The organism is Variovorax sp. J2L1-78 (assembly GCF_030317205.1).
GTDB classification, from domain to species: Bacteria; Pseudomonadota; Gammaproteobacteria; order Burkholderiales; family Burkholderiaceae_C; genus Variovorax; species Variovorax arabinosiphilus.
Map to the genome: position 1 here is coordinate 197,038 of NZ_JASZYB010000002.1, position 26,873 is coordinate 223,910.

Here is a 26,873-nt window from a genome sequence, read left to right on the forward strand (position 1 = left end):
ATGGAATTATAGCTTATTCTGAAGCGGTCTGCTCGTCGGCAGCCACTTCTTTCACTTCGGGACGGTCAACCAGTTCGACGAGCGCCATCGGGGCGTTGTCGCCCACGCGGAAACCCATCTTCAGGATGCGGGTGTAGCCGCCCGGACGCGTGTTGTAGCGCGGACCCAGTTCGGCGAAGAGCTTCACGACGCTGTCGCGGCTGCGCAGGCGGTCGAAGGCCAGGCGCTTGTTGGCGAGCGTGGGCTTCTTGGCCAGCGTGATCATCGGTTCGATGACGCGGCGCAGTTCCTTGGCCTTGGGGACCGTGGTCTTGATGACTTCGTGCTCGATGAGCGAGTTCATCATGTTCTGCAGCATCGCGAGGCGGTGCGAGCTGGTGCGGTTGAGTTTGCGGAGGCCGTGACCGTGACGCATGGTGATTTCCTTTGAAAGGTTTTAATAAAGGCAGCCGTGTCAGGTACTGCCCGGTTTTTGCGTTGTCGGATTAACGCTTGTCGAGGCCGGCCGGCGGCCAGCTTTCGAGCTTCATACCCAAGGTGAGGCCACGCGATGCGAGGACTTCCTTGATTTCGTTGAGCGACTTGCGACCCAGGTTCGGGGTCTTGAGCAGCTCGTTCTCGGTGCGCTGGATCAGGTCACCGATGTAGTAGATGTTCTCGGCCTTCAGGCAGTTCGCCGAACGGACCGTGAGCTCGAGCTCGTCGACCGGGCGCAGCAGGATCGGGTCGAACTGCTGGGCGCTGCGCGGTGCGGGTGCATCGAATGCCGCGAGTTCGCCGCCTTCGAGCTGCGCGAACACGGCGAGCTGTTCCACCAGGATCTTCGCCGAAGCGCGAACCGCGTCTTCAGCGGTGATGGCGCCATTGGTCTCGATCTCGATGAGCAGCTTGTCCAGGTCGGTACGCTGTTCGACACGGGCGCTTTCGACGGTGTAGCTCACACGCTTGACGGGCGAGAACGAGGCGTCGAGAACGATGCGGCCGATCGACTTCGTCGGCTCGTCCGCGTAACGGCGCATCGTGCCCGGCACATAGCCGCGGCCCTTCTCGACCTTGATCTGCATGTCCAGCTTGCCGCCTTGCGACAGATGGGCGATGACGTGGTCGGGATTGATGATCTCGACGTCGTGCGGCGTCTGGATGTCGGAGGCCAGCACTGGGCCTTCGCCGTCCTTGCGCAGGCTCAGCGTGACTTCATCGCGGTTGTGGAGCTTGAACACCACGCCCTTGAGGTTCAGCAGGATGTTGACGACGTCTTCCTGAACGCCATCGATCGACGAGTACTCGTGGAGCACGCCGGCGATCGTCACTTCGGTGGCCGAATAACCGACCATCGACGACAGCAGCACGCGACGCAGTGCGTTGCCGAGCGTGTGGCCGTAGCCGCGCTCGAAAGGCTCGAGCGTGACCTTTGCCTTGTTGGCGGCCAGTTGCTCGACCTGGATGGTCTTGGGTTTCAGCAGGGTGGTTTGCATGCAGACTTCCTCTCAATACCCCCGGTTCGTTACACCGGTAAGGCTGGTGAAGTGCCCTGTCGCGGTGCAGCGCGGAGGGAACAAAAAATCACAAGGACGAGGCCGCGCAGCAGCCTCGTTATCGTCCGTTTATCGCGAATAGAGTTCGACGATCAACGATTCGTTGATGTCGGCGGCGAATTCGTCGCGATCCGGAACCTTCTTGAAGGTGCCTTCGGCCTTGTCGGCGTTCACTTCCACCCAGGCCGGCATGCCGACCTGTGCAGCCAGCTGCAGCGCTTCGGCGATGCGGGTCTGCTTCTTGGACTTGTCGCGCACGGCGATCACGTCACCGGTCTTGACCAGGTACGACGCGATGTTGACCGACTGGCCGTTCACCGTAATGGCACGGTGCGACACGAGCTGGCGTGCCTCGGCGCGGGTCGAGCCGAAGCCCATGCGATAGACGACGTTGTCCAGGCGCGATTCGAGGATGAACAGCAGGTTGGCGCCGGTGTTGCCACGGCGACGATCGGCTTCCTCGAAGTAGCGGCGGAACTGCTTTTCGAGCACGCCGTACATGCGCTTGACCTTCTGCTTTTCACGCAGTTGCAGGCCGAAGTCGGAGGTGCGCTGACCCGAGGTGCGACCGTGCTGGCCGGGCTTGGAGTCGAACTTCGACTTGTCCTGGATCGAGCGACGGGCGCTCTTGAGGAACAGGTCGGTGCCTTCACGGCGGGAGAGTTTGGCCTTGGGGCCGAGGTAGCGTGCCACTTGATCTTCCTTTGTGTCATCTGCTGCAGCACTTGTCTGCAGGAGCCATCAGCGGCGTGCCGATGGCGGTGGGCTTGTTAAAACAAAATGCGCAGCCGCGGTGAAGCAGACTGCGCGGTGGCATCTCGGCCCGGAGGCCAGGACACCTGATCGCCGACGATCAGATGCGGCGACGTTTCTGCGGGCGGCAACCGTTGTGCGGCACCGGCGTCACGTCGGCAATGGAATTGATCCGGATGCCGAGCGCCGCCAGGGCGCGCACCGACGATTCGCGACCCGGGCCGGGGCCCTTGATCTCGACGTCGAGGTTCTTGATGCCTTGTTCGACAGCAGCACGGCCGGCCACTTCCGACGCCACCTGGGCAGCGAAAGGCGTCGACTTGCGCGAGCCCTTGAAACCCTGGCCACCCGACGAGGCCCACGACAGCGCATTGCCCTGGCGGTCCGTGATCGTGATGATCGTGTTGTTGAACGAGGCGTGCACGTGGGCGATACCGTCCGCAACGTTCTTGCGAACCTTCTTGCGAACGCGCTGTGCGGCGTTATTGGCAGGAGCTTTAGCCATGCTGTTTCAATCCTTATTTCTTCAGGGACTGCGCGGCCTTGCGCGGACCCTTACGGGTACGGGCATTGGTGCGCGTGCGCTGGCCGCGCATCGGCAGGCCACGGCGATGGCGGAAGCCGCGATAGCAGCCGATGTCCATCAATCGCTTGATGTTCATCGTCGTCTCGCGACGCAGGTCGCCTTCGATGGTGAAGAGAGCGATCTGGTCGCGGATCTTTTCGAGATCGGCGTCGGTCAGATCCTTGATCTTCTTCGAATAGTCGATGCCGCTCGCTTCGCAGATTTGACGGGCGCGGGTGCGACCGATACCGAAGATGGCGGTCAGGCCAATCTCAGCGTGCTTGTGCGGCGGAATGTTGATGCCAGCAATACGTGCCATGTGCGTCCTCTAATACTCTTTGATCAACCCTGGCGCTGCTTGTGGCGCGGGTCGGTACAGATCACACGCACCACACCCTTGCGGCGGATGATCTTGCAATTGCGGCAGATGGTCTTGACCGAAGCCGAAACTCTCATATGACTCTCCTAAAACGTGTTCGATGTTGCAGCAGTGCTCAAGATGTCTTGAAGTTGGCCTTCTTGAGCAGCGATTCATATTGCTGCGACATCATGTAGTTCTGTACTTGGGCCATGAAGTCCATCGTGACAACCACGATGATCAACAGGGAGGTGCCGCCGAAATAGAACGGCACGTTGTATTTGAGGATCAGGAACTCCGGCAGCAGACAGACGAAGGTGATGTACACCGCGCCGGCCAACGTCAGGCGAACCAGGATCTTGTCGATGTAGCGCGCCGTCTGGTCACCCGGACGGATGCCCGGAATGAACGCCCCGCTCTTCTTCAGGTTGTCGGCCGTTTCCTTGCTGTTGAACACGAGGGCCGTGTAGAAGAAGCAGAAGAAAACGATCGCAGCCGCGTAGAGCATCACATAGATCGGCTGACCCGGTGTGAGCGCGCCGGCAATGTCCTTGATCCAGCGCATGCTGTCACCGGTGCTGAACCAGCCCACCACGGTGGCCGGCAGCAGGATGATCGACGACGCGAAGATCGGCGGAATCACGCCAGCCATGTTCAGCTTCAGCGGCAGATGCGACGACTGGCCGCCATACACCTTGTTGCCCACCTGGCGCCGCGCATAGTTCACGAGGATCTTGCGCTGCCCGCGTTCGACGAACACCACGAAGTAGGTCACCAGGACCACGACCGCGATGATGAACAAGGCGATGACCGGGTTCATGGCACCGGTGGTCACCAGCGAAGCCAGGCCACCGATGGCGTTGGGCAGACCGGCGGCGATGCCCGCGAAGATCAGGATCGAAATGCCGTTGCCCAGACCGCGTTCGGTGATCTGCTCGCCGAGCCACATCAGGAACATCGAGCCGGCCGTCAGGCTGACCATGGCGGTGATCCGGAAGCCGAAGCCCGGGGTGATCACCAGACCGGCCGACGATTCGAGGGCGACAGCGATGCTGAAGGACTGGAACAGTGCCAGACCCAGCGCGCCATAACGCGTGTACTGCGTGATCTTGCGGCGACCCGACTCGCCTTCCTTCTTCAATTGCTCGAAGCTCGGAAGCACGTAGGTCATCAACTGCATGATGATCGACGCCGAGATGTACGGCATGATGCCCAGCGCGAACACGGTGAAGCGCGACAGCGCACCGCCCGAGAACATGTTGAACAGGCTCAGGATGCCGCCCTGCTGGCCCTGGAACAACTGCGCCAGCTGGTCCGGGTTGATGCCCGGCACAGGGATGTGCGCGCCGATCCGGTAGACCACGAGCGCGAGCAGCAAGAAGACCAGCCGGCGACGGAGGTCACCGAACTTGCCTGTCTTTGCGAGCGTTGCCGCGTTAGTTGCCACGGAGATCTTCTTTCGGTCCGGTCTTTTAGGCGACGCTGCCGCCGGCAGCTTCGATCGCAGCCTTGGCGCCGGCGGTCGCGCCGATGCCCGTCAGCTTGACGGCCTTGGTCAGTTCGCCGGTCTTGATGACCTTGACGACCTTGATCATGTGACCGACCAGGCCAGCCTGCTTGAGCGTCAGCATGTCGACTTCGGCAGCGCCGAGCACTTCGAGCGAGGTCAACGTGACTTCAGCGTTGTACTTGAGCGATTGCGACTTGAAGCCGCGCTTGGGCAGACGGCGCTGCAGCGGCATTTGACCGCCTTCGAAGCCGACCTTGTGGAAGCCGCCCGCACGGGACTTCTGACCCTTGTGACCGCGACCCGCGGTCTTGCCGATGCCGGAGCCGATACCGCGGCCGACGCGACGCTTCGCGTGCTTGGCGCCGGCGGCCGGCTTGATGCCATTGAGTTCCATATCAGTCTCTCTTACAGAACTTTGACCAGATAACTGATCTTGTTGATCATGCCGCGCACGGCGGGCGTGTCCTGCAGCTCGCTCACGCTGTTGAGCTTGCGCAGGCCGAGGCCACGCACGGTCGCGCGATGCGATTCCTTGGTGCCGATCGGGCTCTTCACGAGCTGCACCTTGACGGTGGTCTGTTGTTGCGTCGTCATGTCGATGCTCCTGTTCACGCGAACAGCTCTTCGACCGTCAGACCGCGCTTGGCAGCAACGGCAGACGCGGTCGTCGAGTTCTTCAGGCCGTCCAGCGTGGCACGGACCATGTTGTAGGGGTTCGACGAACCATGGCTCTTGGCCACGATGTCGGTGATGCCCAGGACTTCGAACACGGCGCGCATCGGGCCGCCGGCGATGATGCCGGTACCCTTGGGAGCGGGGATCATGACGACCGAAGCGGCGCCATGGTGACCCGTCACGCGGTGATGCAGCGTGCCGTTCTTGATCGAGATCTGGAACAGGTTGCGGCGTGCTTCTTCCATGGCCTTCTGCACGGCTGCCGGCACTTCCTTCGACTTGCCCTTGCCCATGCCGACCTTGCCGTCGCCATCGCCGACCACGGTGAGTGCGGCGAAACCGAGGATACGACCGCCCTTCACCACCTTGGTGACGCGGTTGATCGCGATCATCTTCTCGCGCAAACCGTCTTCAGGGCCTTCGTTCTGCGTTCTTGCTTGAATCTTTGCCATTTTGAATCTCGTGTCCGTTTAGAACTGCAGGCCGGCTTCGCGGGCGGCCTCGGCCAGCGCCTTGACGCGGCCGTGGTAGGCGAAACCAGCGCGGTCGAAAGCGACCTTCTCGACACCGGCGGCCTTCGCCTTTTCAGCGATGCGCTTACCGATGGCCGTTGCAGCGGCGGCGTTGCCGCCCTTGCCCGAACCGCCCAGCGCCGTGCGCACTTCGGCTTCGGCCGTCGATGCAGTGGCGATCACCTTGGTGCCGTCGTCGGAGATGACGGTGGCATAGATGTGCAGGTTGGTACGGTTCACCGTCAGGCGCGCAACGCCTTGCGTCGCGATCCGGATGCGGGTCTGACGCGAGCGGCGCAGACGTTGTGCTTTTTTGGTCAACATCATTTTGCTGCCCCTTACTTCTTCTTGGTCTCTTTGATCACGATCTTCTCGTCCGAATAACGGATGCCCTTGCCCTTGTAAGGCTCAGGCGGACGAACAGCGCGGATCTCAGCGGCGATTTGACCAACGCGCTGACGGTCAGCACCCTTGATCACGATTTCGGTCGGGGTCGCGGTGGCCACCGTGATGCCCTGGGGCATCTCGATGTTGACCGGGTGCGAGTAACCGACTTGCAGGTTCAACTTGTTGTTCGAGGCCGCAGCCTTGAAACCGACGCCGACGAGGTTGAGCTTCTTCTCGAAGCCCTTCGTCACGCCGACGACCATGTTGTTGACGAGCTGGCGGAACGTGCCGCTCATCGCGTTGGCTTCACGCGATTCGTTGGCGGGCTCGAAGCTCAGCTTGCCGTCCTTGTTGACGACGTTGACCAGGGCATTGCGGGTGAGCGCGAGCGTGCCGCCCGTGCCCTTCACGTTGATCTGGTCGTCCTTGATCGACACATCCACACCTGCGGGGATGGCGACCGGCATTTTTCCGACTCGGGACATTTCAGTGACTCCTCAATGTCTCGGTTAGGCGACGTAGCACAGGACTTCGCCACCGACACCGGTAGCGCGTGCCTTGCGGTCGGTCATCACGCCCTGGGGGGTCGTGACGATGGCGACGCCGAGGCCGTTCTGGACTTGCGGGATGGCTGCGCTGGCCTTGTAGACGCGCAGGCCGGGGCGGCTCACGCGTTCGATGCGCTCGATGACCGGACGGCCAGCGTAGTACTTCAGCGTGATGACGAGTTCGGACTTGCCGGCTTCGGTCTTGACCTCGAAACCGTCGATGTAGCCTTCGTCCTTGAGGACTTGTGCGATCGCGGCCTTCACCTTGGAAGACGGGATCGACACGGTGGGCTTCGCCACCATCTGCGCGTTACGGATACGCGTCAGCAGGTCGGCAATGGGATCACTCATGCTCATGTTGTTTGCTCCTGCCTGGCTTACCAGCTGGCCTTGGTGACACCGGGGATGTCGCCAGCGAAAGCCAGTTCACGGATCTTGGCGCGAGCCAGACCGAATTGACGGAAAGTGCCGCGGGGGCGACCGGTGATGGCGCAACGGTTGCGCTGACGCGTGGGGTTCGCGTTGCGCGGGAGCTTCTGCAGGCCCAGGCGGGCAGCAGCGCGCTCTTCGTCGCTCTTCGTCAGGTCGTTCGAGGCAGCCTTCAGTTCGGCGTGCTTTGCAGCGAACTTGGCGACCAGCTTGTCGCGCTTGAGTTCGCGTTGGATCAGGGATTGTTTAGCCACGGTTCGCCTCAGTTCTTGAACGGGAAACGGAAACCAGCGAGAAGCGCCTTGGCTTCTTCGTCGGTCTTGGCCGTCGTCGTGATGCTGATGTTGAGACCGCGCAGGGCATCGACCTTGTCGTATTCGATCTCGGGGAAAATGATCTGCTCTTTCACGCCGATGTTGTAGTTGCCGCGGCCGTCGAAGGCGCGACCCGAGATCCCGCGGAAGTCGCGAACGCGCGGCAGAGCCACGGTCACGAAACGGTCCAGGAACTCATACATCTGCACGCCGCGCAGCGTGACCATGCAGCCGATCGGTTGCATTTCGCGGATCTTGAAACCGGCGATGGCCTTCTTCGACTTGGTGACGACCGGCTTCTGGCCGGCGATCTTGGTGAGGTCGCCGACAGCATTGTCGAGAACCTTCTTGTCGGCGACTGCTTCACCCACACCCATGTTGAGCGTGATCTTGGTCAGACGCGGAACCTGCATCGGCGACTTGTAGCCGAACTTCTCGGTCAGGTCCTTCGCGATCTTGTCGCGGTAGATTTGTTGGAGACGTGCCATGTGAGTACCCCTTAGGCGATCTTGATTTCGTCGCCGCTGGACTTGAAGACGCGAACGCGCTTGCCGTCCGCGACCTTGATGCCCACGCGATCGGCCTTGCCGGTCGCGGCATTGAAGATCGCCACGTTCGATTGGTGGATGGGCATGGTCTTCTCGACGATGCCACCGGTCGTACCCTTGAGCGGGTTCGGCTTGGCGTGCTTCTTGACGATGTTGACGCCGTCGACGATCAGGTAGGAGTCGTCGGTGCGCAGCGACACCGTGCCGCGCTTGCCCTTGTCGCGCCCGGCCAACACGATGACCTGGTCGCCTTTGCGAATCTTGTTCATGGCTAGTTGTCCTTACAGAACTTCGGGAGCCAGCGAGACGATCTTCATGAACTTCTCGGTACGCAGTTCGCGCGTCACGGGTCCGAAGATGCGGGTGCCGATCGGCTCCAGCTTGGCGTTGAGCAGCACGGCGGCATTGCCGTCGAACTTGACGAGCGAGCCGTCGGCGCGACGGATGCCCTTGGCGGTACGCACCACGACGGCGCTGTAGATCTCGCCCTTCTTGACGCGCCCACGAGGAGCAGCCTCTTTGATGCTGACCTTGATGACGTCGCCCACGCTGGCATAGCGCCGCTTGGAGCCACCGAGCACCTTGATACACAGGACGGATTTCGCGCCCGTGTTGTCGGCCACGTCGAGCCGGGATTCAGTTTGGATCATTGCTAGTAGTTCCCAACTTGTACCGAGCAGAACCTCATGGCGCTGCGCGGTCAGTCTTGGGCCCGTCGTCCGCACCCCAAACCACTTGGGGTGCATCCGTCTGGGCGGAATGCTTCGCCTTTTTGAAGCGAAGCCCGCGATTGTTGCAGTCCCTTCCAGGCTTGTCAACTGCCGCTGTGCAAACAGATCGGGGAAGCCGGCGGAGCGACAATTCCGCCTCGCCCCTCCCGACACCCTTATCCGCCACCCTCGCCATGTCCGATCTCACCCCTGCCGCCCTGCCCGCCATCGCCTTCATCGGGGGGGGCAACATGGCCAGCGCCATCCTGGGCGGCCTGCTTCGGCAGGGCCTGCCGACCGCCTCGGTGGAGGTGGTCGAGCCTTTCGAAGACGCGCGCGCGCGCTTGGCCCGCGACTTCGGCATCACGCCGCAGCCCAGCGCCAGTGCCGCGCTGGGGCGCTGCCAGGTCGTGGTCTGGGCCGTCAAGCCCCAGACCTTCGCCGACGCCGCGCGTCCCGTGCGCGCCTTCACCCCGGGCGCGCTGCACCTGAGCGTGGCGGCCGGCATTCCGTCGGAGAGCATCGCGGGCTGGCTAGGCACCGACAACGTCGTGCGCGCCATGCCCAACACCCCCGCGCTCGTCGGCCAGGGGATGAGCGGCCTGTTCGCCCGGCCCGCCGTGAGCGCCGACGGGCGCCGCCTGGTCGAACAGGTGCTGGCGCCGACCGGACAACTGCTGTGGGTCGACACCGAAAGCGCGCTCGACGCCGTCACGGCCGTTTCCGGTTCGGGCCCGGCCTATGTCTTCTATTTCATTGAGGCGATGACCGAGGCCGGCATCGAGATGGGCCTGCCGCCGGCGCAGGCCCAGCAACTGGCCATCGGCACCTTCACCGGCGCGTCTGCGCTGGCACAGGCCTCGACCGAGCCACCGTCGGTGCTGCGCGAGCGCGTGACGTCCAAGGGCGGCACCACCTACGCGGCGCTGAGCGCGATGGAGGCGGCGGGCGTCAAGGCGCAGTTCAAGACCGCGATCCGCGCGGCCGAGCAGCGCGCACGCGAGCTGGCGGCGGAATTCGGTCGCGCCTGAGGCTGGGGGCTCAGCGGACCGCGTAGTCCGCCACGATGCCGGCGAAGACGGCGAACCCGACCCAGTGGTTCAGCCGGAAGGCCCGGAAGCAGCCCTCGCGCGTGCGATCGCGGATCAGGCGCCAGTGCCAGGCGACCTGCACCGCCGCCGCGGCCAGCCCCAGCGCGAAGGCAACGCCCAGCCCGGCACGAAGGCCGACAGCCCCCCAGAGCGCCAGAAAGACGGCATAGCAGAGCATCACGGCCGCCACATCGAAGCGCCCGAAAGTGATCGCCGAGGTTTTCATGCCGATCTTCAGGTCGTCGTCGCGGTCGACCATGGCGTACTCGGTGTCGTAGGCCAGCACCCAACCCAGGTTGCCCAGCAGCAGCAGCCAGCCGATGCCCGGCACCCGCGTGAACGCCTCCGACGCCGGCACCGCCGCGCCGCCAGCGGCGCAGAAGGCCATCGGGATGCCGATCGAGAACGCGATGCCCAGCACCGCCTGCGGCAGCGAGACGAAGCGCTTGGCGAAGGGGTAGGCCAGCGTCACCGCCAGGCCCACGAAGGCCCAGACGATCACCGCCGCATTGGTCGTCAGCGCCAGCCCGAAAGCGATCAGCGCCAGCACGGCGCCCAGACCGAGCGCTTCCCTGACCGAAATGGCGCCGCTGGTCACCGGCCGCTGGGCCGTGCGCTTGACGTGCCGGTCGAAGTCGCGGTCGGCCACGTCGTTGACGCAACAGCCCGCGCTGCGCATGAGCACCGTGCCCCCCACGAAGACGGCCAGCAGACGCCAGCCAGGCCAGCCGCCCGCGGCGAACCACAGGGCGCCCAGCGTCGGCCACAGCAGCAGCAGCCACCCGGCAGGCCGGTTCCAACGGATCAAGTCGAGGTACAGCGCCAGGCGCCCGCCAGCCTTCACGGAAGCTCCAGAAACGAAAAGAGCGGCATTGTGCCGCTCCTGATCACGACGGGGCCTGCGCCCCGCTCGAACTTAGATCACTCCTCGAGCAGCGAACGCAGCATCCACGCCGTCTGGTCGTGCACCGTGCAGCGCGCGGTCAGCATGTCGGCGGTCGGGTCGTCGCCGGCTTCCTCGGCCACGGGGATGAACTCGCGGGCGATGCGGGACACGGTCTCGTGGCCCTTCACCAGGATGCGCACCATCTCCATGGCCTTGGGCGGCACCGGCGGCACGTCGGGCACCGTCGCGATCTTGCTGAACTCGGCGTACGAGCCCGGCGCGTAGTGGCCCAGGGCACGGATGCGCTCGGCGATGACGTCGGTCGACGTCCACAGTTCGGTGTACTGGCCCATGAACATGGCGTGCAGCGAGTTGAAGTGCGGGCCCGTCACGTTCCAGTGGAAGTTGTGCGTGGTCAGGTACAGCGTGTACGTGTCGGCCAGCACGCGGCTCAGGCCTTCGGCGATCGCCGCGCGGTCCTGCCGGTCGATGCCGATGTTGATGATCGGCGCATTGCGGCTGCCCGACTCCTGCGCCACGCTGGCACCGCCCTTGGCGGGCACCTTGCCGGCACCGGCCGCCGGGGCGGACGTGATCGGAGACTTGGTCTTTTTCTGGGGCTTGTTGGGTGCTTTGGCCATGACGACGATTTCCTCGATGGATTTGAATGGGGAGACGTTGGCAACTTTAGGAGCCCGCAGGCCGCGTCGCAACAGCGAGACTCTATCGCAGCCATTGCCCCGCGCCGCACGTGCGGCGCAGGCAACCGCCGCGCCTCGATCAGGACAGGCGCTTGACCCCCGGCAATTCGCAGGCGTAGACCGCATTGCGCAGCGCAGCGATCGCCTCGTAGCGGGTGAAGCTGCGGCGCCAGGCCAGCACCACGCGCCGCATCGGCGGCTCGCGCCCTTCGCCGTCATGGATGGGCAGGTAGCGCACCATCGGTTCGGGCTCCTTGCGGCTGCGCGCCTTCGGCTTGAGCGCCTCGGCCGGGACCGACAGCCGCGGCACCAGCGTCACGCCCATGCCCGAGGCCACCATGTGCTTGATGGTTTCCAGCGACGAGCCCTCGAAGCTCTTGCGGATGCCCTCGGCGTTGCTCGAGAAGCGCGCGAACTCGGGGCACACCTCGAGCACGTGGTCGCGGAAGCAATGGCCGGTGCCCAGCAGCAGCATCGTCTCGTTCTTGAGCTCGTCCGAGCTGATCGACTCGCGCACCGCCAGCGGATGGCTGGTAGGCAGCACCGCGACGAAGGGCTCGTCGTAGAGCGGCGCCACGGCCAGGCCGGTGTCCGGGAAGGGCTCGGCCATGATGGCGCAGTCGATCTCGCCGGCCCGCAGCATCTCCAGCAGCTTGACGGTGAAGTTCTCCTGCAGCATCAGCGGCATCTGCGGCGTGCGCGCGATGTTCTGGCGCACCAGGTCGGGCAAGAGGTACGGCCCGATGGTGTAGATGATGCCGAGGTTCAGGGCGCCCGCCAGCGGGTCCTTGCCGCGCTTGGCGATCTCCTTGATGCTGGCGGCCTGGTCGAGCACGCTCTGCGCCTGCTGCACGATCTGCTCGCCCAGCGGCGTGACCGTCACTTCGCCGGCGCTGCGCTCGAAGAGCTTGACTTCGAGCTCGTCCTCGAGCTTCTTGATCGCCACCGACAAGGTCGGCTGCGAGACGTAGCAGGCGTCGGCCGCCTTGCCGAAATGGCGCTCCCGGGCGACCGCGACGATGTATTTGAGTTCGGTGAGGGTCACCGCGTCGATTATGCGCAAGACCCCTTGTCCGCGATCGGGCCAGGGCCTGTTAATGCTATTTCCGGAGTTGCGAAGGCATGCCCAGGCCGGCCAATCAAGGCGCGTGACGCCGCATGTGCGTCGGCACATGCAAGGAGCGCAACGCCGAGTGGTCGGCCTGGGCATGCCTTCCCTTCGGGTTGCCCGGCCCAGGGGCCGTCTGCGGCGTTGCCCGCGCTTGCAAGGCTTCAGCCTTGCTGCGCCCGGGCGCCTTGCGTCCAGCCCCTGCGCCGGGCAACGCAATCTCCGGAAATGGCGTTAACAGGCCCTAGGCTTTCAGGTACTCCGCCTTGCTGCCCAACCAACGGTCGACATGCTTCTGCGCGAGCTCGGGATGCTGGTCGAGCATCTTCGGCGCCAGCTCGCGCGCCCAGTCGAGCAACAGCGCGTCGTCGGTGAGGTCCGCGAAACGCAGCAGCGGGGCGCCCGACTGCTTCGCGCCGAGAAACTCGCCGGGCCCGCGGATCTCCAGGTCGCGCCGGGCGATCTCGAAGCCGTCGCTCGTCTCCGCCATCGCCCTGAGCCGCGCCCGCGCCGTCTCCCCCACGCGCCCGCCTTCGTTCGGCGCGTACAACAGCACGCAGGCCGACGCCGCGGCGCCGCGTCCCACACGCCCGCGCAGCTGGTGCAACTGCGACAACCCGAAGCGCTCCGCATGCTCGATCACCATCAGCGAAGCGTTGGGCACATCCACACCGACTTCGATCACCGTCGTGCTCACCAGCACGTGCACCGTATTGGCCGTGAAGCGCGCCATCACGTCCTGCTTCTCGGCCGTCGGCATGCGCGAATGCAAGAGGCCGACCTGCACCGCATCACCCAGCATGCCGGCGAGCTCGTCGCGTGTCTCGGTGGCGTTGCGCAGGTCCACCGCCTCGCTCTCCTCGATCAACGGACAGACCCAGTACACCTGCCGCCCCTGCGCCAACTGGTGGCGGATGCGGTCGATGACCTCGTCGCGCCGGTGCTCGGCCACCAGCTTGGTGACGATGGGCGTGCGGCCGGGCGGCAGCTCGTCGAGGGTGGAGACATCGAGGTCGGCGTAGTAGCTCATAGCGAGCGTGCGCGGAATGGGCGTGGCGCTCATCATCAGCAGATGGGGCTCGAGGTCGCCAACGGCCTTCCCGCGCAAGGCCAGCCGCTGCGCGACACCGAAGCGGTGCTGCTCGTCGATGACGGCCAGCGCCAGGCGCTTGAAGCGCACCTTCTCGGAGATCACGGCATGCGTGCCGATCACCAGCGCCGCCTCGCCGCTCTCGACGGCCGCACTCATCACGTCGCGTTCCTTCTTCTTCTGGCTGCCGGTGAGCCAGGCCACGCGCAGGCCGCGCTCGGCCAGCAGCGGGTCGAGCCAGCCGATCAGCTTGCCGAAGTGCTGCGCCGCAAGGATCTCGGTCGGCGCCATCAGCGCGCACTGGAAGCCCGCATCAATGCAGCGCGCCGCCGCGAGCGCGGCCACCACCGTCTTGCCCGAACCGACGTCGCCCTGCAGCAGGCGATGCATCGGCGCCGTGCGCGCGAGGTCGTGCGTGATCTCCTCGCCCACGCGCTGCTGTGCGCCGGTGAGCGCGAAGGGCAGCACCGCCAGGAGTCGCGCGTGCAGCGAATCTGCGGCCGGCGACGGCGCCAGCACCGGCGCGCGCTGCGCCGCCCGCTCGCGCCGCGCCTGCAGTTGCGACAGCTGCTGCGCCAGCAGCTCTTCGGCCTTCAGGCGCTGCCAGGCCGGGTGGCTGTGGTCTTCCAGCGCGGCGATCGACACGTCGGGCGTCGGGTAGTGCAGGAAGTTGAGCGCATCCCGCAGCGGCCACGCGCCGCGCAGGCCGATCTGCGCGGGCACCGTTTCGTCGAGCACGGCGCGCGCCAGGCCCGCGCGCACCTCGCGCCGCAGCACCGGTTGCGCCAGGCCCGCGATGGTGGAGTAGACCGGCGTCAGCGCATCGGGCAGCACGGTGCCGGCGGCCTTCACCGTCGGGTGCATCATCTGCCGCCCGAGGAAGCCGCCGCGCACCTCGCCCCGCACGCGCACCCGGGCGCCAACGGCGAGCTGCTTCTGCTGCGACGGATAGAAATTGAAGAAGCGCAGCTGGCAGGTGTCGCTGCCGTCGTCGACCGTCACGACCAGCTGGCGGCGGGGCCGGAAGCTCACCTCGCTCTCGGTCACCACCGCCTCGATCTGGCCCATGTCGCCGTCGCGCAGGTCGGCCAGGCGGACGATGCGGGTCTCGTCCTCGTAGCGCATCGGCAGATAGAGCGCGAAGTCGATGTCGCGCAGCAGGCCGAGCTTGCGCAGCGCCCGCTGCACGAGGCTCGGGCCCGTCCCCGGGGACACGGGCGCAGCCGTCGGCTTGGACGGATCGGGCGTGGGCGATGACGGCTTGCGCGGCACGTTCAGCAGAGGTCCTGCAGCGCGCTGCGCGCATCGGGGAAACGGAAGCGGAAGCCAGTGTCCGTCAGCCGCTTCGGCGCCACGCGCTGGCCTTCCAGCAGCACGTCGGCCTGCTCGCCGAGCGCGAGACGCACCGGCGTGGCCGGCATCGGCAGCCAGAACGGACGGTGCAGCACCTGCGCGGCGGTGCGCATGAAGTCCTCCTGCTGCAAGGCTTCGGGCGCCGTGAAATTCCAGGCCTGCGGTTCGGCGGGCGCACCGGGGGTCGCCGCGACGCGCCACACGTGGGCCATGGCGCCCAGCAGATCCTGCAGATGGATCCACGACACCCACTGCCGGCCGGTGCCGAGCCGTCCGCCGACACCCATCTTCACCGGCATCAGCAGCCCCGGCAACGCACCGCCGTGTCCCAGCACCAGGCCGAAACGCAGGCAGTTCACGCGCACGCCGTGCGCGGCAGCAGCGTGTGCCGACGCCTCCCACGCCTGGCACAGGCGCGACATGAAGAGCGGCTGCGGCGGGCTCGCCTCGGTCAGCTCTGCCACATCGCCCTGCGGCTGCACGCCGTAATAGCCGACCGCCGAGCCGGACAGCATCAGCCACGGCTTCACGGGGCGCCGGGCGATCCACGCGACCAGGTCATCGGTCAGCCCGGCACGACTCGCGAGCAGGACGGCCTGGCGCGCGGCCGTCCAACGCGGACCGACGATGCGCGCGCCGGCCAGGTTGACCACCACGTCGACCGCAGGCGTCGCCGGTATCTCGTCGAGCTGCCGGACACAGCGCACCGTCGCGCCGAAGCGCCGGGCGGCGGCGGCCACATCGCGCGTCCACACGGTCACGCTGTGGCCGTCGGCCCGCAGCGCCGCGACCAGGTGGCGCCCGACGAAGCCCGTGCCGCCCGTGAGCAGCACATGCTGCGGCGCGTCAGCGAAGTGCAGCGCCGGCACGCCCGCGGCATCGGGGTTCGGAACGGATGGCGTGGTCATGCGCCGATTCTGCCGCGCCGCCCCATGGCGCACCCGGCCTTTTCCGCCATGGGAGAATCCGGCCCGCACTTCTGTCCTTCCCATGCCTCCTTGGCACGGGCCCGTCCGGCCCTCAAGCACCATGCGCGCCTTCACGCTTTCCGACTTCGACTTCGCCCTGCCGCCCGATCTGGTCGCGCAGCACCCCGCCACCGAACGCACCGCCTCCCGCCTGCTCGACGGCACCGGAGACGCGCCGGTCGACCGCATCTTCCGCGACCTGCCGAGCCTGCTGAAGCGCGGCGACCTGCTGGTCTTCAACGACACCCGTGTGGTCAAGGCGCGTCTGTTTGGCGAGAAGCCGACGGGTGGCAAGCTGGAGCTGCTGGTCGAGCGCGTCCTCACCGGCAACGAGACCGTCTGCCACATGAAGGTCAGCAAGAAGCCGCCCGTCGGTACCACGCTGGCGATGGTCGGCGGCTTCAGCGCCACGCTGCTCGGCCGCTGGCCGGACGAAGACGGCGCCCTCTTCCGCTTCGCCTTCCAGAGCCCGGCCGGCGAAGACCCGTACGCACTGATGGCGCGCTGCGGCCACGTGCCCCTGCCGCCCTACATCGCGCACACCGATTCCGCCGAGGACGAGCGCCGCTACCAGACCGTGTTCGCGCGCGTCCCCGGCGCCGTGGCCGCACCGACCGCGGCGCTGCACTTCGACGAAGGCCTGCTCGCGCAGCTCGAAGCGCGTGGCGTGCAGCGCGCCAATGTCACGCTGCACGTCGGCGCCGGCACCTTCCAGCCGGTAAAGACCGAGAACATCGCCGAGCACACCATGCATGCCGAGCGCTACGAGGTGCCTGAAGCCACGCAGCGCGCCATCGCCGACTGCAAGGCGCGCGGCGGCCGGGTCGTCGCGGTCGGCACGACGACCGTGCGCACGCTCGAGTCGTGGGCCAAGAGCGGCGAAGCCGCCGGCGACACGCGCATCTTCATCACGCCGGGCTTCGCCTTCGCGCACGTCGACCTGCTGATCACCAACTTCCACCTCCCCAAGAGCACGCTGATGATGCTGGTGAGCGCCCTGGCCGGCTACGAGCGCGTGATGGCGCTGTATGCCCACGCCATCGCCCAGCGCTACCGCTTCTTCAGCTACGGCGACGCCATGCTGCTGGCACGACAGGACTGAATCCCATGCTGAACTTCGACATCCTCACCACCGACCCGACCAGCCACGCGCGCCGCGGCACGCTCACGCTCAACCACGGCCCAGTGCAGACGCCGATCTTCATGCCCGTGGGCACCTACGGCACCGTCAAGGGCGTGATGCCGCGCAGCCTCGAAGAGATGGGCGCGCAGATCATCCTGGGCAACACCTTCCACCTGTGGATGCGCCCGGGTCTCGACGTCATGGCCAGCTTCGGCGGGCTGCACCAGTTCGAGAAGTGGAACAAGCCGATCCTCACCGACTCGGGCGGCTTCCAGGTGTGGTCGCTGGGTGCGATGCGCAAGATCAGCGAGGAAGGCGTGAAGTTCGCGTCGCCGGTCAACGGCGACAAGCTCTTCCTCACGCCCGAGGTCTCGATGCAGATCCAGACCATCCTCAACAGCGACATCGTCATGCAGTTCGACGAATGCACGCCCTACGACACCAACGGCCACATCACGACCGAGGCCGAGGCGCGCACGTCGATGGAACTGAGCCTGCGCTGGGCCGCGCGCTGCAAGACCGAGTTCGCGCGCCTCGAGAACCCGAACGCGCTCTTCGGCATCGTGCAGGGCGGCATGTTCGAGAACCTGCGCGAGGAATCGCTGGCCGCGCTGGTCGAGATGGACTTTCCCGGCTACGCCATCGGCGGCGTGAGCGTGGGCGAGCCCAAGGAACAGATGCTGCACATCATGGGCCACACGCCCCACAAACTGCCGGCGCACAAGCCGCGCTACCTGATGGGCGTGGGCACGCCCGAAGACCTGGTGCAGGGCGTGGCCGACGGCGTCGACATGTTCGACTGCGTGATGCCCACGCGCAATGCGCGTAACGGCACGATGTTCACGCGCTTCGGCGACCTGAAGATGCGCAACGCGCGCCACAAGATGGACCCGCAGCCGGTCGACCCGAGCTGCACCTGCCACGCCTGTGCCGGCACCTCAGGCGTGAGCTGGAACGATGGCGGCCGCGAAGGCTTCAGCCGCGCCTACCTGCACCACCTCGACCGCTGCGGCGAGATGCTCGGGCCGATGCTCTGCACCATCCACAACCTGCACTACTACCTGAACCTGATGCGCGAGATTCGCGAAGCGCTCGACGCCGGGCGCTTCGCCGAGTTCCGGCAGCAGTTCAAGTCGGATCGGGCCCGCGGCGTGTGAACGGGTCGGCGGCTATTTAGCGGTGGCGAGGAAAGGCCTGATCGGCAGCGGCGTGCTGTAAGGCTCGATGCGCAGCAGTTCGCTCTTGAACACCGCGATCTGCCGCAGCGGCGCCTGCACCAGCGCACCGTCTGCCTCCTTGGCGGAGGCATATTGCCAAAGCGTGACCTGGCCCTTGTCGGCCAGCAGCGCGGCCAGCCGCTGCACCGCGGGCTCGCTGCCCCTGCCGAGTTGCTCGACGTCGACACCGACGACGATGTCGTCGCGCGGCGAGACGATCTTGAACAGCTTCACGCCGGCAGCGGCTTCGCCGTGCGCGGTCAGCACCCAGGCGCTCGCCGAGACGAGGACGAGCCGCACCACGGCACGGCAGTAGGAGAAGGACATCGCGGGATCCCGTCGCATGGAAAGCCGGCAAGCGTAGGCGGGCACGCGCGCGCCGCCCATTCGACGGAAGCCATACGCCGCTCGGCCCAGGCGCAAAAAAGCCCGTCGGCGACGGGCTTCGGGTGCAGGCGGGGGCGACTCAGTCGCGCAGTTCTGCCGGCAAGGTACCGCCGTTCGCGGCGATGCGGGTCATCACCTGTTTGTGCAGGCCGATGTTCCACTCGGCCGAACCCGGCTCGCCATCGCTGTAGAGGATCTCGCTAGCCAGTTCCTTGCGCGCGGCAAGGCTGCTGTCCAGGCCGAGCAACTTGAGCAGATCGACGATCGACGTGCGCCAGTTCAGGCCGGCGGCCCCGGGCATCGCATCCAGGATGGCCGGGACGTCGCCCAGCGGGATCGAGGGTGGCGGTGCCGGCGCCGCGGGCGCGCTGGCCGTGGGTGCAGGCGCCGGGGCGGCCTGGACTTCAGCCGCGTTGGCCGACGGGAAAATCTTGGAAAAAATCTTGCCGAAAATGCTCATGGGTACTCCTTGAATATCAGACTGGTTCTGTGAAACGCGGCGCCGGGCGCCGCACGAGCTTCTATCACGCAGGCGACGCGCCGGCCAGGGTTGGCTGGGCCGAAAGTGTTTGCGTCTGTGCCGACGTGCCGCATGCGTGGCAGAACTTCGAGAAGGCGCTCTTGCGCGCATCGCAGGCGCCGCAGTGGTCGAACAGGCCGATGCCGCAGTGCGGGCAGAAATCGATCGCCGGGTTCTTCAGGTCCACCGGGCGCTCGCAGCCGGGGCACACGCTCTTGGCCAGGCGCGCCAGCGCGGTGTCGTAGCTCAGCTCCTCGCGCCGCACGATGTCGGGCTGCGCCTCGGCCAGCTTCTGGCGCGCCAGGTAGCGGTTGAGCGCGACGATCGCGTAGCGCCCGACCAGCACCGTCAGCACGATGCCCACCACGTAGCGCACATAGCCGCCGTAGCTTGGCAGGTAGGGCACCAGCTCGACGAAGAAGGCGAAGAGCGCGAAGAAGATGAAGCCCCAGACGAAGGGCCAGTAGGTGCTCTTGCGCTTCTTCACGAAGAGCCAGCCCGCCACGAGCAGCAGGGGCAGCGTGAGCGCCAGCCGGTAGCCGAACACGCGCAGCTCGACGCGGCGGTATTCGGCACGCAGCTTCTCCTGCGCGTCGGCCTCCAGCACGGCCAGCTTCTGCTGCGCCGCTTCCTGCGCCTGGCGGGCATCGAGCGCGACCTGCTGCTGCGCGTCGACCTTCTGCTGCGCCTCGTCTTCCTTCGCCTTCAGCCCGTCGAGCGCACGGGTGCGTGCGATGAGTTCGGCGTCCTGGTCGGGCTGGGCAGTGGCACGGCGCGTCGCGACCCAGTTGCCGAAGGTCTCGCGGGCCGTGTGGCTGGCCTGCTGGGCGACCGACAGCTTCAGCTCGGCCTGCTCCAGCTCGCGGGCGGCCTGGCGTTCGGTGCGTTCGGCCTCGCGCACGCCGGCCCGCAAGGGCTCCGCCGCCGCGCGGTCGATGAAGTCGTCCAGCTGCAGGGCCCGTTCGACCTGCGGCAGGTCGCCCACCAGCGCGCCGCCGAGCCCGATCAGGAAGCTGGCGAACACCACCGCCACCAGCCACAGCCCGCGGCGAAACCATTTCTCCGACAGTCGCAAAGATTTGCTCATGAATTCTTCCTCGTTGATCTACAGGCCGAGTGTGACCGGCGCCGCACCCAGCCCGCTGCGCTGCAGCCAGGCGAACACCGAATCGGCCGTGACGGTCTCGATGCGGTCGGACAAGCGCTTGTCGTTCGGATGGTCGTCGAAAGCCACATTGGCCTTGCTCATGCGCCCGCCCAGCCGCGTGAGCGGGCCGAGCTTGAGCGTGGTCGGCGTGTAGCCCTTCAAGCGCAGCCACGCCTGCGCCTGGCCGCGGTCGGCGATGGTCGACGGCGCCATGGCCAGCGCCAGCGTCTCGATCACCCACTGGTTCGACTGCTGGTACTTGTCGGCCCACGCATAGCTCACCAGGCTGTAGGCCGGCGTGTGCAGGCGCCCGATGCCATCGACCGGCGCCACGCCCAGCAGCGCGGACAGTTGCGCCTGCACGGCCGGTGTGGGCACCGACCACGCCGCCTCGTAGCGCCAGGGGTCGTCGAGGAAGAACTCGCCCAAGCCCTGGCGATAGAGACCGGAGACTGCCGTGCCGCACTGGTTGAGCTTGTGCGCCACGCGCCACGGGCCGGCGTCGGTCTTGTAGGCGATGCCGACGTGCGACCAGCGCAGCCCGTACTTGCCGAGGTCCTGGCCGGCGCGCGCCAGCAGCACCACGCGCGCACCGCTGGCGTCCAGCGCCTGCGCCGTGCGTTCGGCCAAGGTCAAGCCCTGCTGCACCTGCTGTGCCGTCGGACGCGCCGGCTCGCACGAGCGGCCCGCGTGCGATTCGGTCGGGAAGAGGAACAGGCCGGCCAGCACGACCGCCGCCACGAGCAGCGCGGTGCGCAGCGCCACGCGCATGCGGCAGGGCCAGCGCGCCGCCGCCACGGGGCGCCCGAAGTCGTCGTACCGGCCGAAGTTGGTGGGCGCGCGCGGGTTCACATCAGCCTCTCGTTGTGCAGCAGCGCGCGGCCGATGGTGTTGGGAATGAAGGCGATCATCTCGCCCGCGGCCGACAGCACGACACCGCTGCCGATCACGCTCACCGTGACGACGGTGCCCACCGCAATCGCGCTGCCCTGCGCGGCAGCGCCGGCGAGGTGGACGCTGGCGCGGGCGCCGTCCGACGCGCGCGCCAGCAGGTAGACGGTGCCCTCGGCCGACGCCTCGACCGCCACCACCGTGAGCGCCGCCCCGCCCACCGACAGGGCCACCGGCACGGCCACCACGGCACTGGCGGTGGCGCCCGCCACCGAGGCAGTACCGACCACCGACGCGACCGGCAGCAGCGACAGGGCCGCGGAGGCCTCGCTTTGCGCCTGCGCCGAGAACACGGTGCAGGCGGCCAGCAGGGAAACAACAAACATCTTTTTCATGGGAGTGCTCCTGGGAAAGAGGGGGATGTCGCGCGTCATTCCGCAGCGCTGTCGGCAGCGCGGGCTTCGCGGCGGCCTTGCAGCCGGGCTTCGGCGAGGTCGGCCTCGTGGCGGTCGCGCAGGGTCTTGGCCAGGGTGAACGCCGTGCTGATGAGGAACAGCCAGCTCACGCCCAGGAAAGCCTTGTAGGTCTCGTGGATCTCCATGCGCAGCAGGCCCCAGCCGGTCAGCGCCATGGCCGTGAGGAAGCCGCCCCAGACCACCAGCTTCCACATCGGCGTGTCGCCGGCGGAGCGGGCCGCGCCGTGCTGGTTGTCGCGCACGAACTTCGCCAGCACGAACGCCGCCGACAGGCAGAACACGTAGCCCATCACCATGAAGGCGCGGTCGAGCGCCGCACCGGGCAGCCAGCCCAGGCCGATCGCGCAGAGCGACACGGCGATGCCGAAGGAGGTCCACACCTGGAACTGCCAGGCCCGCGTGTCGCGCTGAAGGGAGACGGTGGAGGGAAGGTTTTGCATGAAAGCCTCGCGGCGTTGTGAAGGTGATCGGATGATCGCCCTCCGCTTGCCGAAAAGGCGCATATCCATGCACCAGACCTCCTACGCAGCGCCATCGGTACCGAATTTCGATACCGACTCGTCGCCTCACATCCGCTGGAGATCGTCCCGGGTGTAGGGCTGCTCGATGCCGGCCAGCCGGACGGCGATGGCTTCGAGCAGGTCCTGCGTGGGCGCCGGCGCGCCCGGCGTCTGGAACGCCAGCGGCAGCAACAGCCCGAGCAGCATCACCGGCCAGGGCGCCCGGGGCGCCGGCTGACGGCGCACCAGCCACAGGAAAACGAGGCAGATCGCGATGCCCAGCAGCAGGCCCGCCGCCACCTCCGACACCGAGTGCGCGAAGATTGCCAGGCGCGAGGCGCCGATGGCCGCGCCCAGGGCCCAGCCGGCGGCCACCGCCACGCAGCGCAGGGCCGGCGACCGCCGCGCCGCGACCATCCAGAGGGCCACCGACCACACGCTGGTGCTGATCGCCGTGTGGCCGCTGAACCCGGTGAAGTTGAAACGCGCGCTGCCCAGGCCCCAGCCCATGAAGGCCAGTTTCGACGCCACGATCAGCGCGCCGCCCACACCGAAGGCCAGGCACCAGCTGAAGGCAGTCCAGCGTCCGCCGCCCGGCGACAGCCACAGCAGCAGCGCGATCAGCACCGACGCCGGCAGCAGCAGCCCGCTGTCGCCCAGCCAGGTGAAGGCGTGCCAGAACGCCGGCGGCACCGCACCGAGGCCGCCCCAGAAAGCGTCGCGCAGCCCCGCCATCAGGTCGCGAGCAGCCCGCTGACGCGCGACTGAAGCGATTCGGGCTGCACCTCGGGCCCGGGGACGGCGGGGCCGACATGCAGACCCACCCGGCTGAACAGCCCGCGGCGGAAGGGCCGCACCATCGCGACGTTCTGCCCGTCACGCTGCTCGATGCGGCTGAAGAACGAGCCCCACAGGTTGGTCAGCGCCATCGGGATCACGGGCGGTTCGAGGCCCTCGTCACGCGCCGCCGCGAGGATCTTCATCACCCCGCCCTTGAAGGGCTGCAGCGTGCCGTCGCGGGTGATCGCGCCCTCGGGGAAGATGGCGAGCAGGTCGCCCTCGCGCAGCACGTCGACCGCCTGCGCGAAGGCGCGCTCGTAGGCGACCGGGTCGTCCTTCTGCGGTGCGATCGGGATCGCCTTGGCCAGCCTGAAGAGCCAGCCCAGCACCGGTACGCGGAAGATGCGGTGGTCCATGATGAAGCGGATGGGCCGCGGGCTGGCCGCCATCAGCAGCACCGCATCGATGAAGCTCACGTGGTTGCACACCAGCACCGCCGCGCCCTCGGTCGGGATGTGCTCGTCGCCGCGGATGCGAAAGCGGTAGATGAAGTGCGACAGCAGCCACGACACGAAGCGCAGCAGGTATTCGGGCACCAGCATGAAGATGTAGAAGGCCACCACCGCGTTGGCGATGCCGGTGAACAGGAAGATCTGCGGAATGGTGAAGCCGGCCTTGAGCAGCGCGCCGGCGATGACCGAGCTGGCGATCATGAAGAGCGCGTTGAGGATGTTGTTCGCGGCGATGATGCGGGCGCGGTGCGTCGGCTGGCTGCGCAGCTGGATCAGCGCGTACATCGGCACGCTGTAGAGGCCGGCGAAGAGCGACAGCAGGCCGAGGTCGGCCATCACCCGCCAGTGCGCCGCCTGCGCCACGAACGCGCCCAGGCCCATCTCCGGCACCGCCGGCAGGCCGCGCGAGGCGAAATACAGGTCGATCGCGAACACGCTCATGCCGATGGCGCCGAGCGGCACCAGGCCGATCTCGACCTGGCGGCGGCTGAGCGTCTCGCACAGCAGCGAGCCGATGCCGATGCCGATCGAGAACACCACCAGCAGCAGCGAGGCGACCTGCTCGTTGCCGTGCAGCACCTCCTTGGCGAAGCTCGGGAACTGGCTCAGGAAGACCGCGCCGAAGAACCACATCCACGAGATGCCCAGCAGCGAGCGGAACACCACGATGTTGCCGTGCGCCAGCTTGAGGTTGCGCCAGGTTTCGCTGAAGGGGTTCCAGTTGACGACCAGGCCCGGGTCGGTGGCGGGCGCCGGGGGAATCGCCTGCGCCACGCCGCGCCCCACCAGCGCCAGCCCCACGCACGCCACCGCCACCGTCGTGTGGCCCACGCCCGGCAGCGCCACCAGCAGGCCACCGGCCACCTGACCGAGCAGGATGGCGACGAAAGTGCCCATCTCGACCATGCCATTGCCGCCGGTGAGCTCGCGCGCGTCGAGCACCTGCGGCAGGTAGGCGAACTTGACCGGGCCGAACAGCGTGGAATGCAGCCCCATGAGGAAGACGCACCCCAGCAGCACCACCGCGTCGGCCCGCACGAAACCCCAGGCGGCGATCGCCATGATGACGATCTCGAGGTTCTTGACGACGCGGATCATCCTCGTCTTGTCGAACTTGTCGGTCAGCTGCCCGGCGGTGGCCGAGAACAGCAGGAAAGGCAGGATGAAGAGCGCACCGATCGCCAGGCCCGCCATGGCCGGCGGCATCCAGCTCAGCTGGAGCTGGTAGGTCACCATCACGGTGAAGGCGAACTTGAAGAGGTTGTCGTTGGCCGCGCCGGCGAACTGCGTCCAGAAGAAGGGGGCGAAGCGCCGCTGGCCCAACAGGGCGAACTGGTTCGCGTGGACGTCGGTCGAAGCAGCAGCGGCGGGTGTCGTCATTCGAATGTCCCTGTCGGGGCTCCTCGGACCGTCATGGCAGTGGCGCGTGGATTGTGCCGCAGGGCCGGGCAGGTCAGCCCGTCGACCGCCCGCAGCACCGGCCAGGCCGCGCAGGCCGCGACCAGGTGCTTGAGCGTGTGGCCCGGGACGATCTGGCCGGTCGCCTCGAAGATCCCGTGATCGCCCAGCTCGAGGAGTTTTGCCACGGCATAGAAGAAGATGACCGCGCCGAGCTTGAGGCCCATCGCGCCCGGCACCGGCCGGAGCAGGGCGAGCCCCAGCACCAGCGCCATGCCGCCGAACTGGACCACCGCCCAGGGCAGGACGTCGCCACGCTCGTGGTACACCGCCACCGCCATCAGACCGCCTGCGAAGGCGACGCAGGCGGCCGGCCAGCCGGCGCGCAGGCTCACCCGCTCGCACACCGCCAGGCCGAGGATGCCGGCGAAGGCGATCGCCATGCCGGCGCGGTCGGCCGCGAGCCGCAGCGCGTCGGGTTGCAGGTGATAGAAGACCGAGCCGGCCGCGGTGAAGATCAAGCCCGCGAAGAACAGCCAGGCACAGTCCAGCGCGGCGGTCGACCGCAGGCGCTCATGCAGGGTGTCGAAGCGCCGCAGCCGCCACAGGCCCCAGAGGCCGAAGGCCGCGAACGGCAGGTTGCTCAGCACGTCCATCGCGAAAGGCAGCCCGCGCCAGGCGCGCGCATCTGCAAAACCCGCACCACCTGCCGCCGAGGGGTCCGGCACGGCCGGCCCGAAGCAGGCGATAAGCACGAAGGCCGCGACGAGCCAGAGCAGCGCGCGCTCGCGCCCCTCCAGCGGCGGGAGCTGCGGCGCCAGGCGTTGGAACAGCGGCCAGGTCGGGAAGCGCTTGGATCGGTTCATGGTGGGCTCCGGTGGTGCGGTGGGAGCGGAATCTAGTTGCCACCGGCACAATTTGGCATCGAAAATCGATACGGTCTGCCAATCCAAGCCGAACGGTATCGAAAATCAGTACCAAGGACCTGTCTCCATGAGCACCACCATCGACCTCGTGCAGGCCGTGAAGAACGAACTCAAAAGCGCCCGCATGACCTACGCCGATCTGGCGCGCGGCCTGGGCATGGCCGAGTCCAGCGTCAAGCGGATGCTGGCCAAGGGCGACATGCCGCTCAGCCGGGTCGACGCGATCTGCCGGGCGCTCAAGATCGACTTCGCCGAGCTGGCGCGCCGCGTGGCCGACGCCCAGCCGCTGCTGCGCGAGCTGACGCAGGAGCAGGAGAAGGCGGTGGTGCGCGACAAGAAACTGCTCCTGGTGGCCATCAACGTGCTGAGCCAATGGACGCTGGAGCAGATCGTGGCGGCCTACCGCATCACCGAGGCCGAGTGCATCGCCTGCCTGGTGCAGCTCGACCGCATCGGCATCATCGAGCTGCGGCCACTCAACCGATACCGGCTCAAGCTGGCCAAGACCTTCCGCTGGCGGCCGCACGGGCCGGTGATGGACTTCTTCCGCGAGAACGTGGTGCTCGACTACTACCGCGGCGGTTTCGACGGCCCGGCCGAGGGCCTGCTGCTGGTGCACGGCTCGATCAGCCGGGCGCTGGCGCCGTCCTTCCTCGAGCGGCTGCAGCGGGTGGCGCAGGACTTCGCGCAGCAGCACCAGACCGACCAGAAGCTCTCGCCCAACGACCGCGAGGGCTACACCCTGCTGCTGGGCATGCGCAACTGGGAGTTCGAGGCCTTCACCCGCCTGCGCCGCGGCGACGCCAAACCGGCCAAGTCGGGGCGAGAACCCTGAAAAACAACAACGGCACATAGGCCGAATGGCCAGTCGCACCAAATTGTCAACAAGGGTAAACTCTAGGTCTGCAGGAGAGCGGGTGTTCCCACCCCACCGTACGCGCAAACTCCCATGAAC

35 protein-coding genes are annotated in these 26,873 nt (G+C 67.0%); 4 read left to right on the forward strand and 31 right to left on the reverse strand.

Translation table 11 applies throughout. The features are described from left to right. Positions 1-13: 13 nt before the first annotated feature. The 17 genes from rplQ to rplN form a co-directional block, all read right to left on the reverse strand. Positions 14-415, reverse strand: a complete 402-nt coding sequence (gene rplQ / locus QTH86_RS14725; protein WP_286646968.1) for a 50S ribosomal protein L17 — start codon at positions 413-415, stop codon at positions 14-16. A gap of 70 nt (positions 416-485) precedes the next feature. Further along, positions 486-1,475: a DNA-directed RNA polymerase subunit alpha gene (locus QTH86_RS14730; protein ID WP_262073266.1), complete on the reverse strand. Its 990-nt coding sequence runs from the start codon at positions 1,473-1,475 to the stop codon at positions 486-488. 129 nt (positions 1,476-1,604) lie between these two features. Beyond that, positions 1,605-2,228 carry a 30S ribosomal protein S4 gene (gene rpsD, locus QTH86_RS14735; protein WP_140840879.1) on the reverse strand — a complete coding sequence of 208 codons (624 nt, stop codon included), beginning with the start codon at positions 2,226-2,228 and terminating at the stop codon, positions 1,605-1,607. A gap of 160 nt (positions 2,229-2,388) precedes the next feature. Further along, a complete protein-coding gene (gene rpsK, locus QTH86_RS14740) occupies positions 2,389-2,793 on the reverse strand; it encodes a 30S ribosomal protein S11 (RefSeq protein WP_009124825.1) in 405 nt (134 codons plus the stop codon). A gap of 13 nt (positions 2,794-2,806) precedes the next feature. Further along, on the reverse strand, positions 2,807-3,172 hold the full coding sequence (rpsM, locus tag QTH86_RS14745; RefSeq protein WP_262073265.1) for a 30S ribosomal protein S13: 366 nt from the start codon (positions 3,170-3,172) through the stop codon (positions 2,807-2,809). A gap of 23 nt (positions 3,173-3,195) precedes the next feature. Beyond that, entirely contained in the window at positions 3,196-3,309 is a 114-nt protein-coding gene (gene rpmJ / locus QTH86_RS14750; protein WP_038201958.1) for a 50S ribosomal protein L36, read from the reverse strand. A gap of 38 nt (positions 3,310-3,347) precedes the next feature. Continuing rightward, entirely contained in the window at positions 3,348-4,658 is a 1,311-nt protein-coding gene (gene secY / locus QTH86_RS14755) for a preprotein translocase subunit SecY (RefSeq protein ID WP_286646969.1), read from the reverse strand. Between the two features lie 25 nt (positions 4,659-4,683). Continuing rightward, the gene (gene rplO / locus QTH86_RS14760) at positions 4,684-5,115 is read right to left on the reverse strand and encodes a 50S ribosomal protein L15 (RefSeq protein WP_286646970.1); all 432 of its coding nucleotides are present in this window, start codon (positions 5,113-5,115) and stop codon (positions 4,684-4,686) included. Positions 5,116-5,126: 11 nt separating this feature from the next. After that, complete coding sequence (rpmD, locus tag QTH86_RS14765; protein WP_262073260.1) at positions 5,127-5,315, reverse strand: 50S ribosomal protein L30; 189 nt, start codon at positions 5,313-5,315, stop codon at positions 5,127-5,129. A gap of 14 nt (positions 5,316-5,329) precedes the next feature. Further along, complete coding sequence (gene rpsE / locus QTH86_RS14770) at positions 5,330-5,848, reverse strand: 30S ribosomal protein S5 (RefSeq protein ID WP_183028316.1); 519 nt, start codon at positions 5,846-5,848, stop codon at positions 5,330-5,332. Between the two features lie 18 nt (positions 5,849-5,866). Further along, on the reverse strand, positions 5,867-6,232 hold the full coding sequence (gene rplR, locus QTH86_RS14775) for a 50S ribosomal protein L18 (protein WP_262073592.1): 366 nt from the start codon (positions 6,230-6,232) through the stop codon (positions 5,867-5,869). A 14-nt stretch (positions 6,233-6,246) separates the two neighbouring features. Beyond that, positions 6,247-6,780 carry a 50S ribosomal protein L6 gene (rplF, locus tag QTH86_RS14780; RefSeq protein WP_262073259.1) on the reverse strand — a complete coding sequence of 178 codons (534 nt, stop codon included), beginning with the start codon at positions 6,778-6,780 and terminating at the stop codon, positions 6,247-6,249. 24 nt (positions 6,781-6,804) lie between these two features. Then, positions 6,805-7,200: a 30S ribosomal protein S8 gene (gene rpsH, locus QTH86_RS14785; protein WP_192194037.1), complete on the reverse strand. Its 396-nt coding sequence runs from the start codon at positions 7,198-7,200 to the stop codon at positions 6,805-6,807. Positions 7,201-7,220: 20 nt separating this feature from the next. Then, positions 7,221-7,526 carry a 30S ribosomal protein S14 gene (gene rpsN, locus QTH86_RS14790; protein ID WP_286646971.1) on the reverse strand — a complete coding sequence of 102 codons (306 nt, stop codon included), beginning with the start codon at positions 7,524-7,526 and terminating at the stop codon, positions 7,221-7,223. 8 nt (positions 7,527-7,534) lie between these two features. Further along, positions 7,535-8,074, reverse strand: a complete 540-nt coding sequence (gene rplE, locus QTH86_RS14795) for a 50S ribosomal protein L5 (RefSeq protein WP_286646972.1) — start codon at positions 8,072-8,074, stop codon at positions 7,535-7,537. An 11-nt stretch (positions 8,075-8,085) separates the two neighbouring features. Next, entirely contained in the window at positions 8,086-8,403 is a 318-nt protein-coding gene (gene rplX, locus QTH86_RS14800; protein ID WP_286646973.1) for a 50S ribosomal protein L24, read from the reverse strand. Positions 8,404-8,415: 12 nt separating this feature from the next. Further along, positions 8,416-8,784 (reverse strand): 50S ribosomal protein L14, encoded by a 369-nt coding sequence (gene rplN, locus QTH86_RS14805; RefSeq protein ID WP_068674584.1) that lies wholly within the window; start codon positions 8,782-8,784, stop codon positions 8,416-8,418. A gap of 254 nt (positions 8,785-9,038) precedes the next feature. On the opposite strand from rplN, the gene proC reads away from it, so the two are divergent. Next, positions 9,039-9,875, forward strand: a complete 837-nt coding sequence (gene proC / locus QTH86_RS14810) for a pyrroline-5-carboxylate reductase (protein ID WP_286646974.1) — start codon at positions 9,039-9,041, stop codon at positions 9,873-9,875. Between the two features lie 10 nt (positions 9,876-9,885). Here the strand turns inward: proC and ubiA are convergent, their stop codons facing one another. The 5 genes from ubiA to QTH86_RS14835 all read right to left on the reverse strand — a co-directional run bounded on the left by ubiA (position 9,886) and on the right by QTH86_RS14835 (position 15,981). Then, positions 9,886-10,779 carry a 4-hydroxybenzoate octaprenyltransferase gene (gene ubiA, locus QTH86_RS14815; protein WP_286646975.1) on the reverse strand — a complete coding sequence of 298 codons (894 nt, stop codon included), beginning with the start codon at positions 10,777-10,779 and terminating at the stop codon, positions 9,886-9,888. Between the two features lie 77 nt (positions 10,780-10,856). Beyond that, positions 10,857-11,462 carry a Dps family protein gene (locus tag QTH86_RS14820; protein ID WP_286646976.1) on the reverse strand — a complete coding sequence of 202 codons (606 nt, stop codon included), beginning with the start codon at positions 11,460-11,462 and terminating at the stop codon, positions 10,857-10,859. Positions 11,463-11,601: 139 nt separating this feature from the next. After that, complete coding sequence (locus tag QTH86_RS14825) at positions 11,602-12,567, reverse strand: LysR substrate-binding domain-containing protein (protein WP_286646977.1); 966 nt, start codon at positions 12,565-12,567, stop codon at positions 11,602-11,604. 307 nt (positions 12,568-12,874) lie between these two features. Further along, the gene (gene recG / locus QTH86_RS14830; protein WP_286646978.1) at positions 12,875-14,935 is read right to left on the reverse strand and encodes an ATP-dependent DNA helicase RecG; all 2,061 of its coding nucleotides are present in this window, start codon (positions 14,933-14,935) and stop codon (positions 12,875-12,877) included. Positions 14,936-14,994: 59 nt separating this feature from the next. After that, positions 14,995-15,981: a TIGR01777 family oxidoreductase gene (locus tag QTH86_RS14835; protein ID WP_286646979.1), complete on the reverse strand. Its 987-nt coding sequence runs from the start codon at positions 15,979-15,981 to the stop codon at positions 14,995-14,997. A gap of 121 nt (positions 15,982-16,102) precedes the next feature. Here QTH86_RS14835 and queA point away from each other — a divergent pair, with 121 nt between their 5' ends. Beyond that, positions 16,103-17,143, forward strand: a complete 1,041-nt coding sequence (queA, locus tag QTH86_RS14840) for a tRNA preQ1(34) S-adenosylmethionine ribosyltransferase-isomerase QueA (RefSeq protein ID WP_286646980.1) — start codon at positions 16,103-16,105, stop codon at positions 17,141-17,143. A 5-nt stretch (positions 17,144-17,148) separates the two neighbouring features. Then, positions 17,149-18,321: a tRNA guanosine(34) transglycosylase Tgt gene (tgt, locus tag QTH86_RS14845; protein ID WP_286646981.1), complete on the forward strand. Its 1,173-nt coding sequence runs from the start codon at positions 17,149-17,151 to the stop codon at positions 18,319-18,321. Between the two features lie 12 nt (positions 18,322-18,333). On the opposite strand, the gene QTH86_RS14850 is transcribed toward tgt, so the two are convergent. The 9 genes from QTH86_RS14850 to QTH86_RS14890 form a co-directional block, all read right to left on the reverse strand. Next, complete coding sequence (locus tag QTH86_RS14850; RefSeq protein ID WP_286646982.1) at positions 18,334-18,708, reverse strand: hypothetical protein; 375 nt, start codon at positions 18,706-18,708, stop codon at positions 18,334-18,336. Between the two features lie 139 nt (positions 18,709-18,847). Continuing rightward, the gene (locus QTH86_RS14855; protein WP_286646983.1) at positions 18,848-19,228 is read right to left on the reverse strand and encodes a DUF3597 domain-containing protein; all 381 of its coding nucleotides are present in this window, start codon (positions 19,226-19,228) and stop codon (positions 18,848-18,850) included. Between the two features lie 64 nt (positions 19,229-19,292). Beyond that, on the reverse strand, positions 19,293-20,375 hold the full coding sequence (locus QTH86_RS14860; protein WP_286646984.1) for a zinc ribbon domain-containing protein: 1,083 nt from the start codon (positions 20,373-20,375) through the stop codon (positions 19,293-19,295). Between the two features lie 18 nt (positions 20,376-20,393). Further along, positions 20,394-21,206, reverse strand: coding sequence for a DUF2145 domain-containing protein (locus QTH86_RS14865; RefSeq protein WP_286647668.1), 813 nt, complete (start codon positions 21,204-21,206; stop codon positions 20,394-20,396). A 77-nt stretch (positions 21,207-21,283) separates the two neighbouring features. After that, a complete protein-coding gene (locus tag QTH86_RS14870) occupies positions 21,284-21,721 on the reverse strand; it encodes a hypothetical protein (protein ID WP_286646985.1) in 438 nt (145 codons plus the stop codon). Positions 21,722-21,756: 35 nt separating this feature from the next. After that, complete coding sequence (locus tag QTH86_RS14875; protein WP_286646986.1) at positions 21,757-22,242, reverse strand: YiaA/YiaB family inner membrane protein; 486 nt, start codon at positions 22,240-22,242, stop codon at positions 21,757-21,759. Positions 22,243-22,368: 126 nt separating this feature from the next. Continuing rightward, a complete protein-coding gene (locus QTH86_RS14880; RefSeq protein WP_286646987.1) occupies positions 22,369-23,037 on the reverse strand; it encodes a phosphatase PAP2 family protein in 669 nt (222 codons plus the stop codon). Beyond that, positions 23,037-24,974 (reverse strand): MFS transporter, encoded by a 1,938-nt coding sequence (locus tag QTH86_RS14885; protein ID WP_286646988.1) that lies wholly within the window; start codon positions 24,972-24,974, stop codon positions 23,037-23,039. Before QTH86_RS14885 ends, QTH86_RS14880 begins: the two co-directional genes overlap by 1 nt. Then, on the reverse strand, positions 24,971-25,858 hold the full coding sequence (locus QTH86_RS14890) for a hypothetical protein (RefSeq protein WP_286646989.1): 888 nt from the start codon (positions 25,856-25,858) through the stop codon (positions 24,971-24,973). Before QTH86_RS14890 ends, QTH86_RS14885 begins: the two co-directional genes overlap by 4 nt. A 127-nt stretch (positions 25,859-25,985) precedes the next feature. Here QTH86_RS14890 and QTH86_RS14895 point away from each other — a divergent pair, with 127 nt between their 5' ends. Further along, positions 25,986-26,753: a helix-turn-helix domain-containing protein gene (locus tag QTH86_RS14895; RefSeq protein WP_286646990.1), complete on the forward strand. Its 768-nt coding sequence runs from the start codon at positions 25,986-25,988 to the stop codon at positions 26,751-26,753. Positions 26,754-26,873 lie beyond the last annotated feature (120 nt).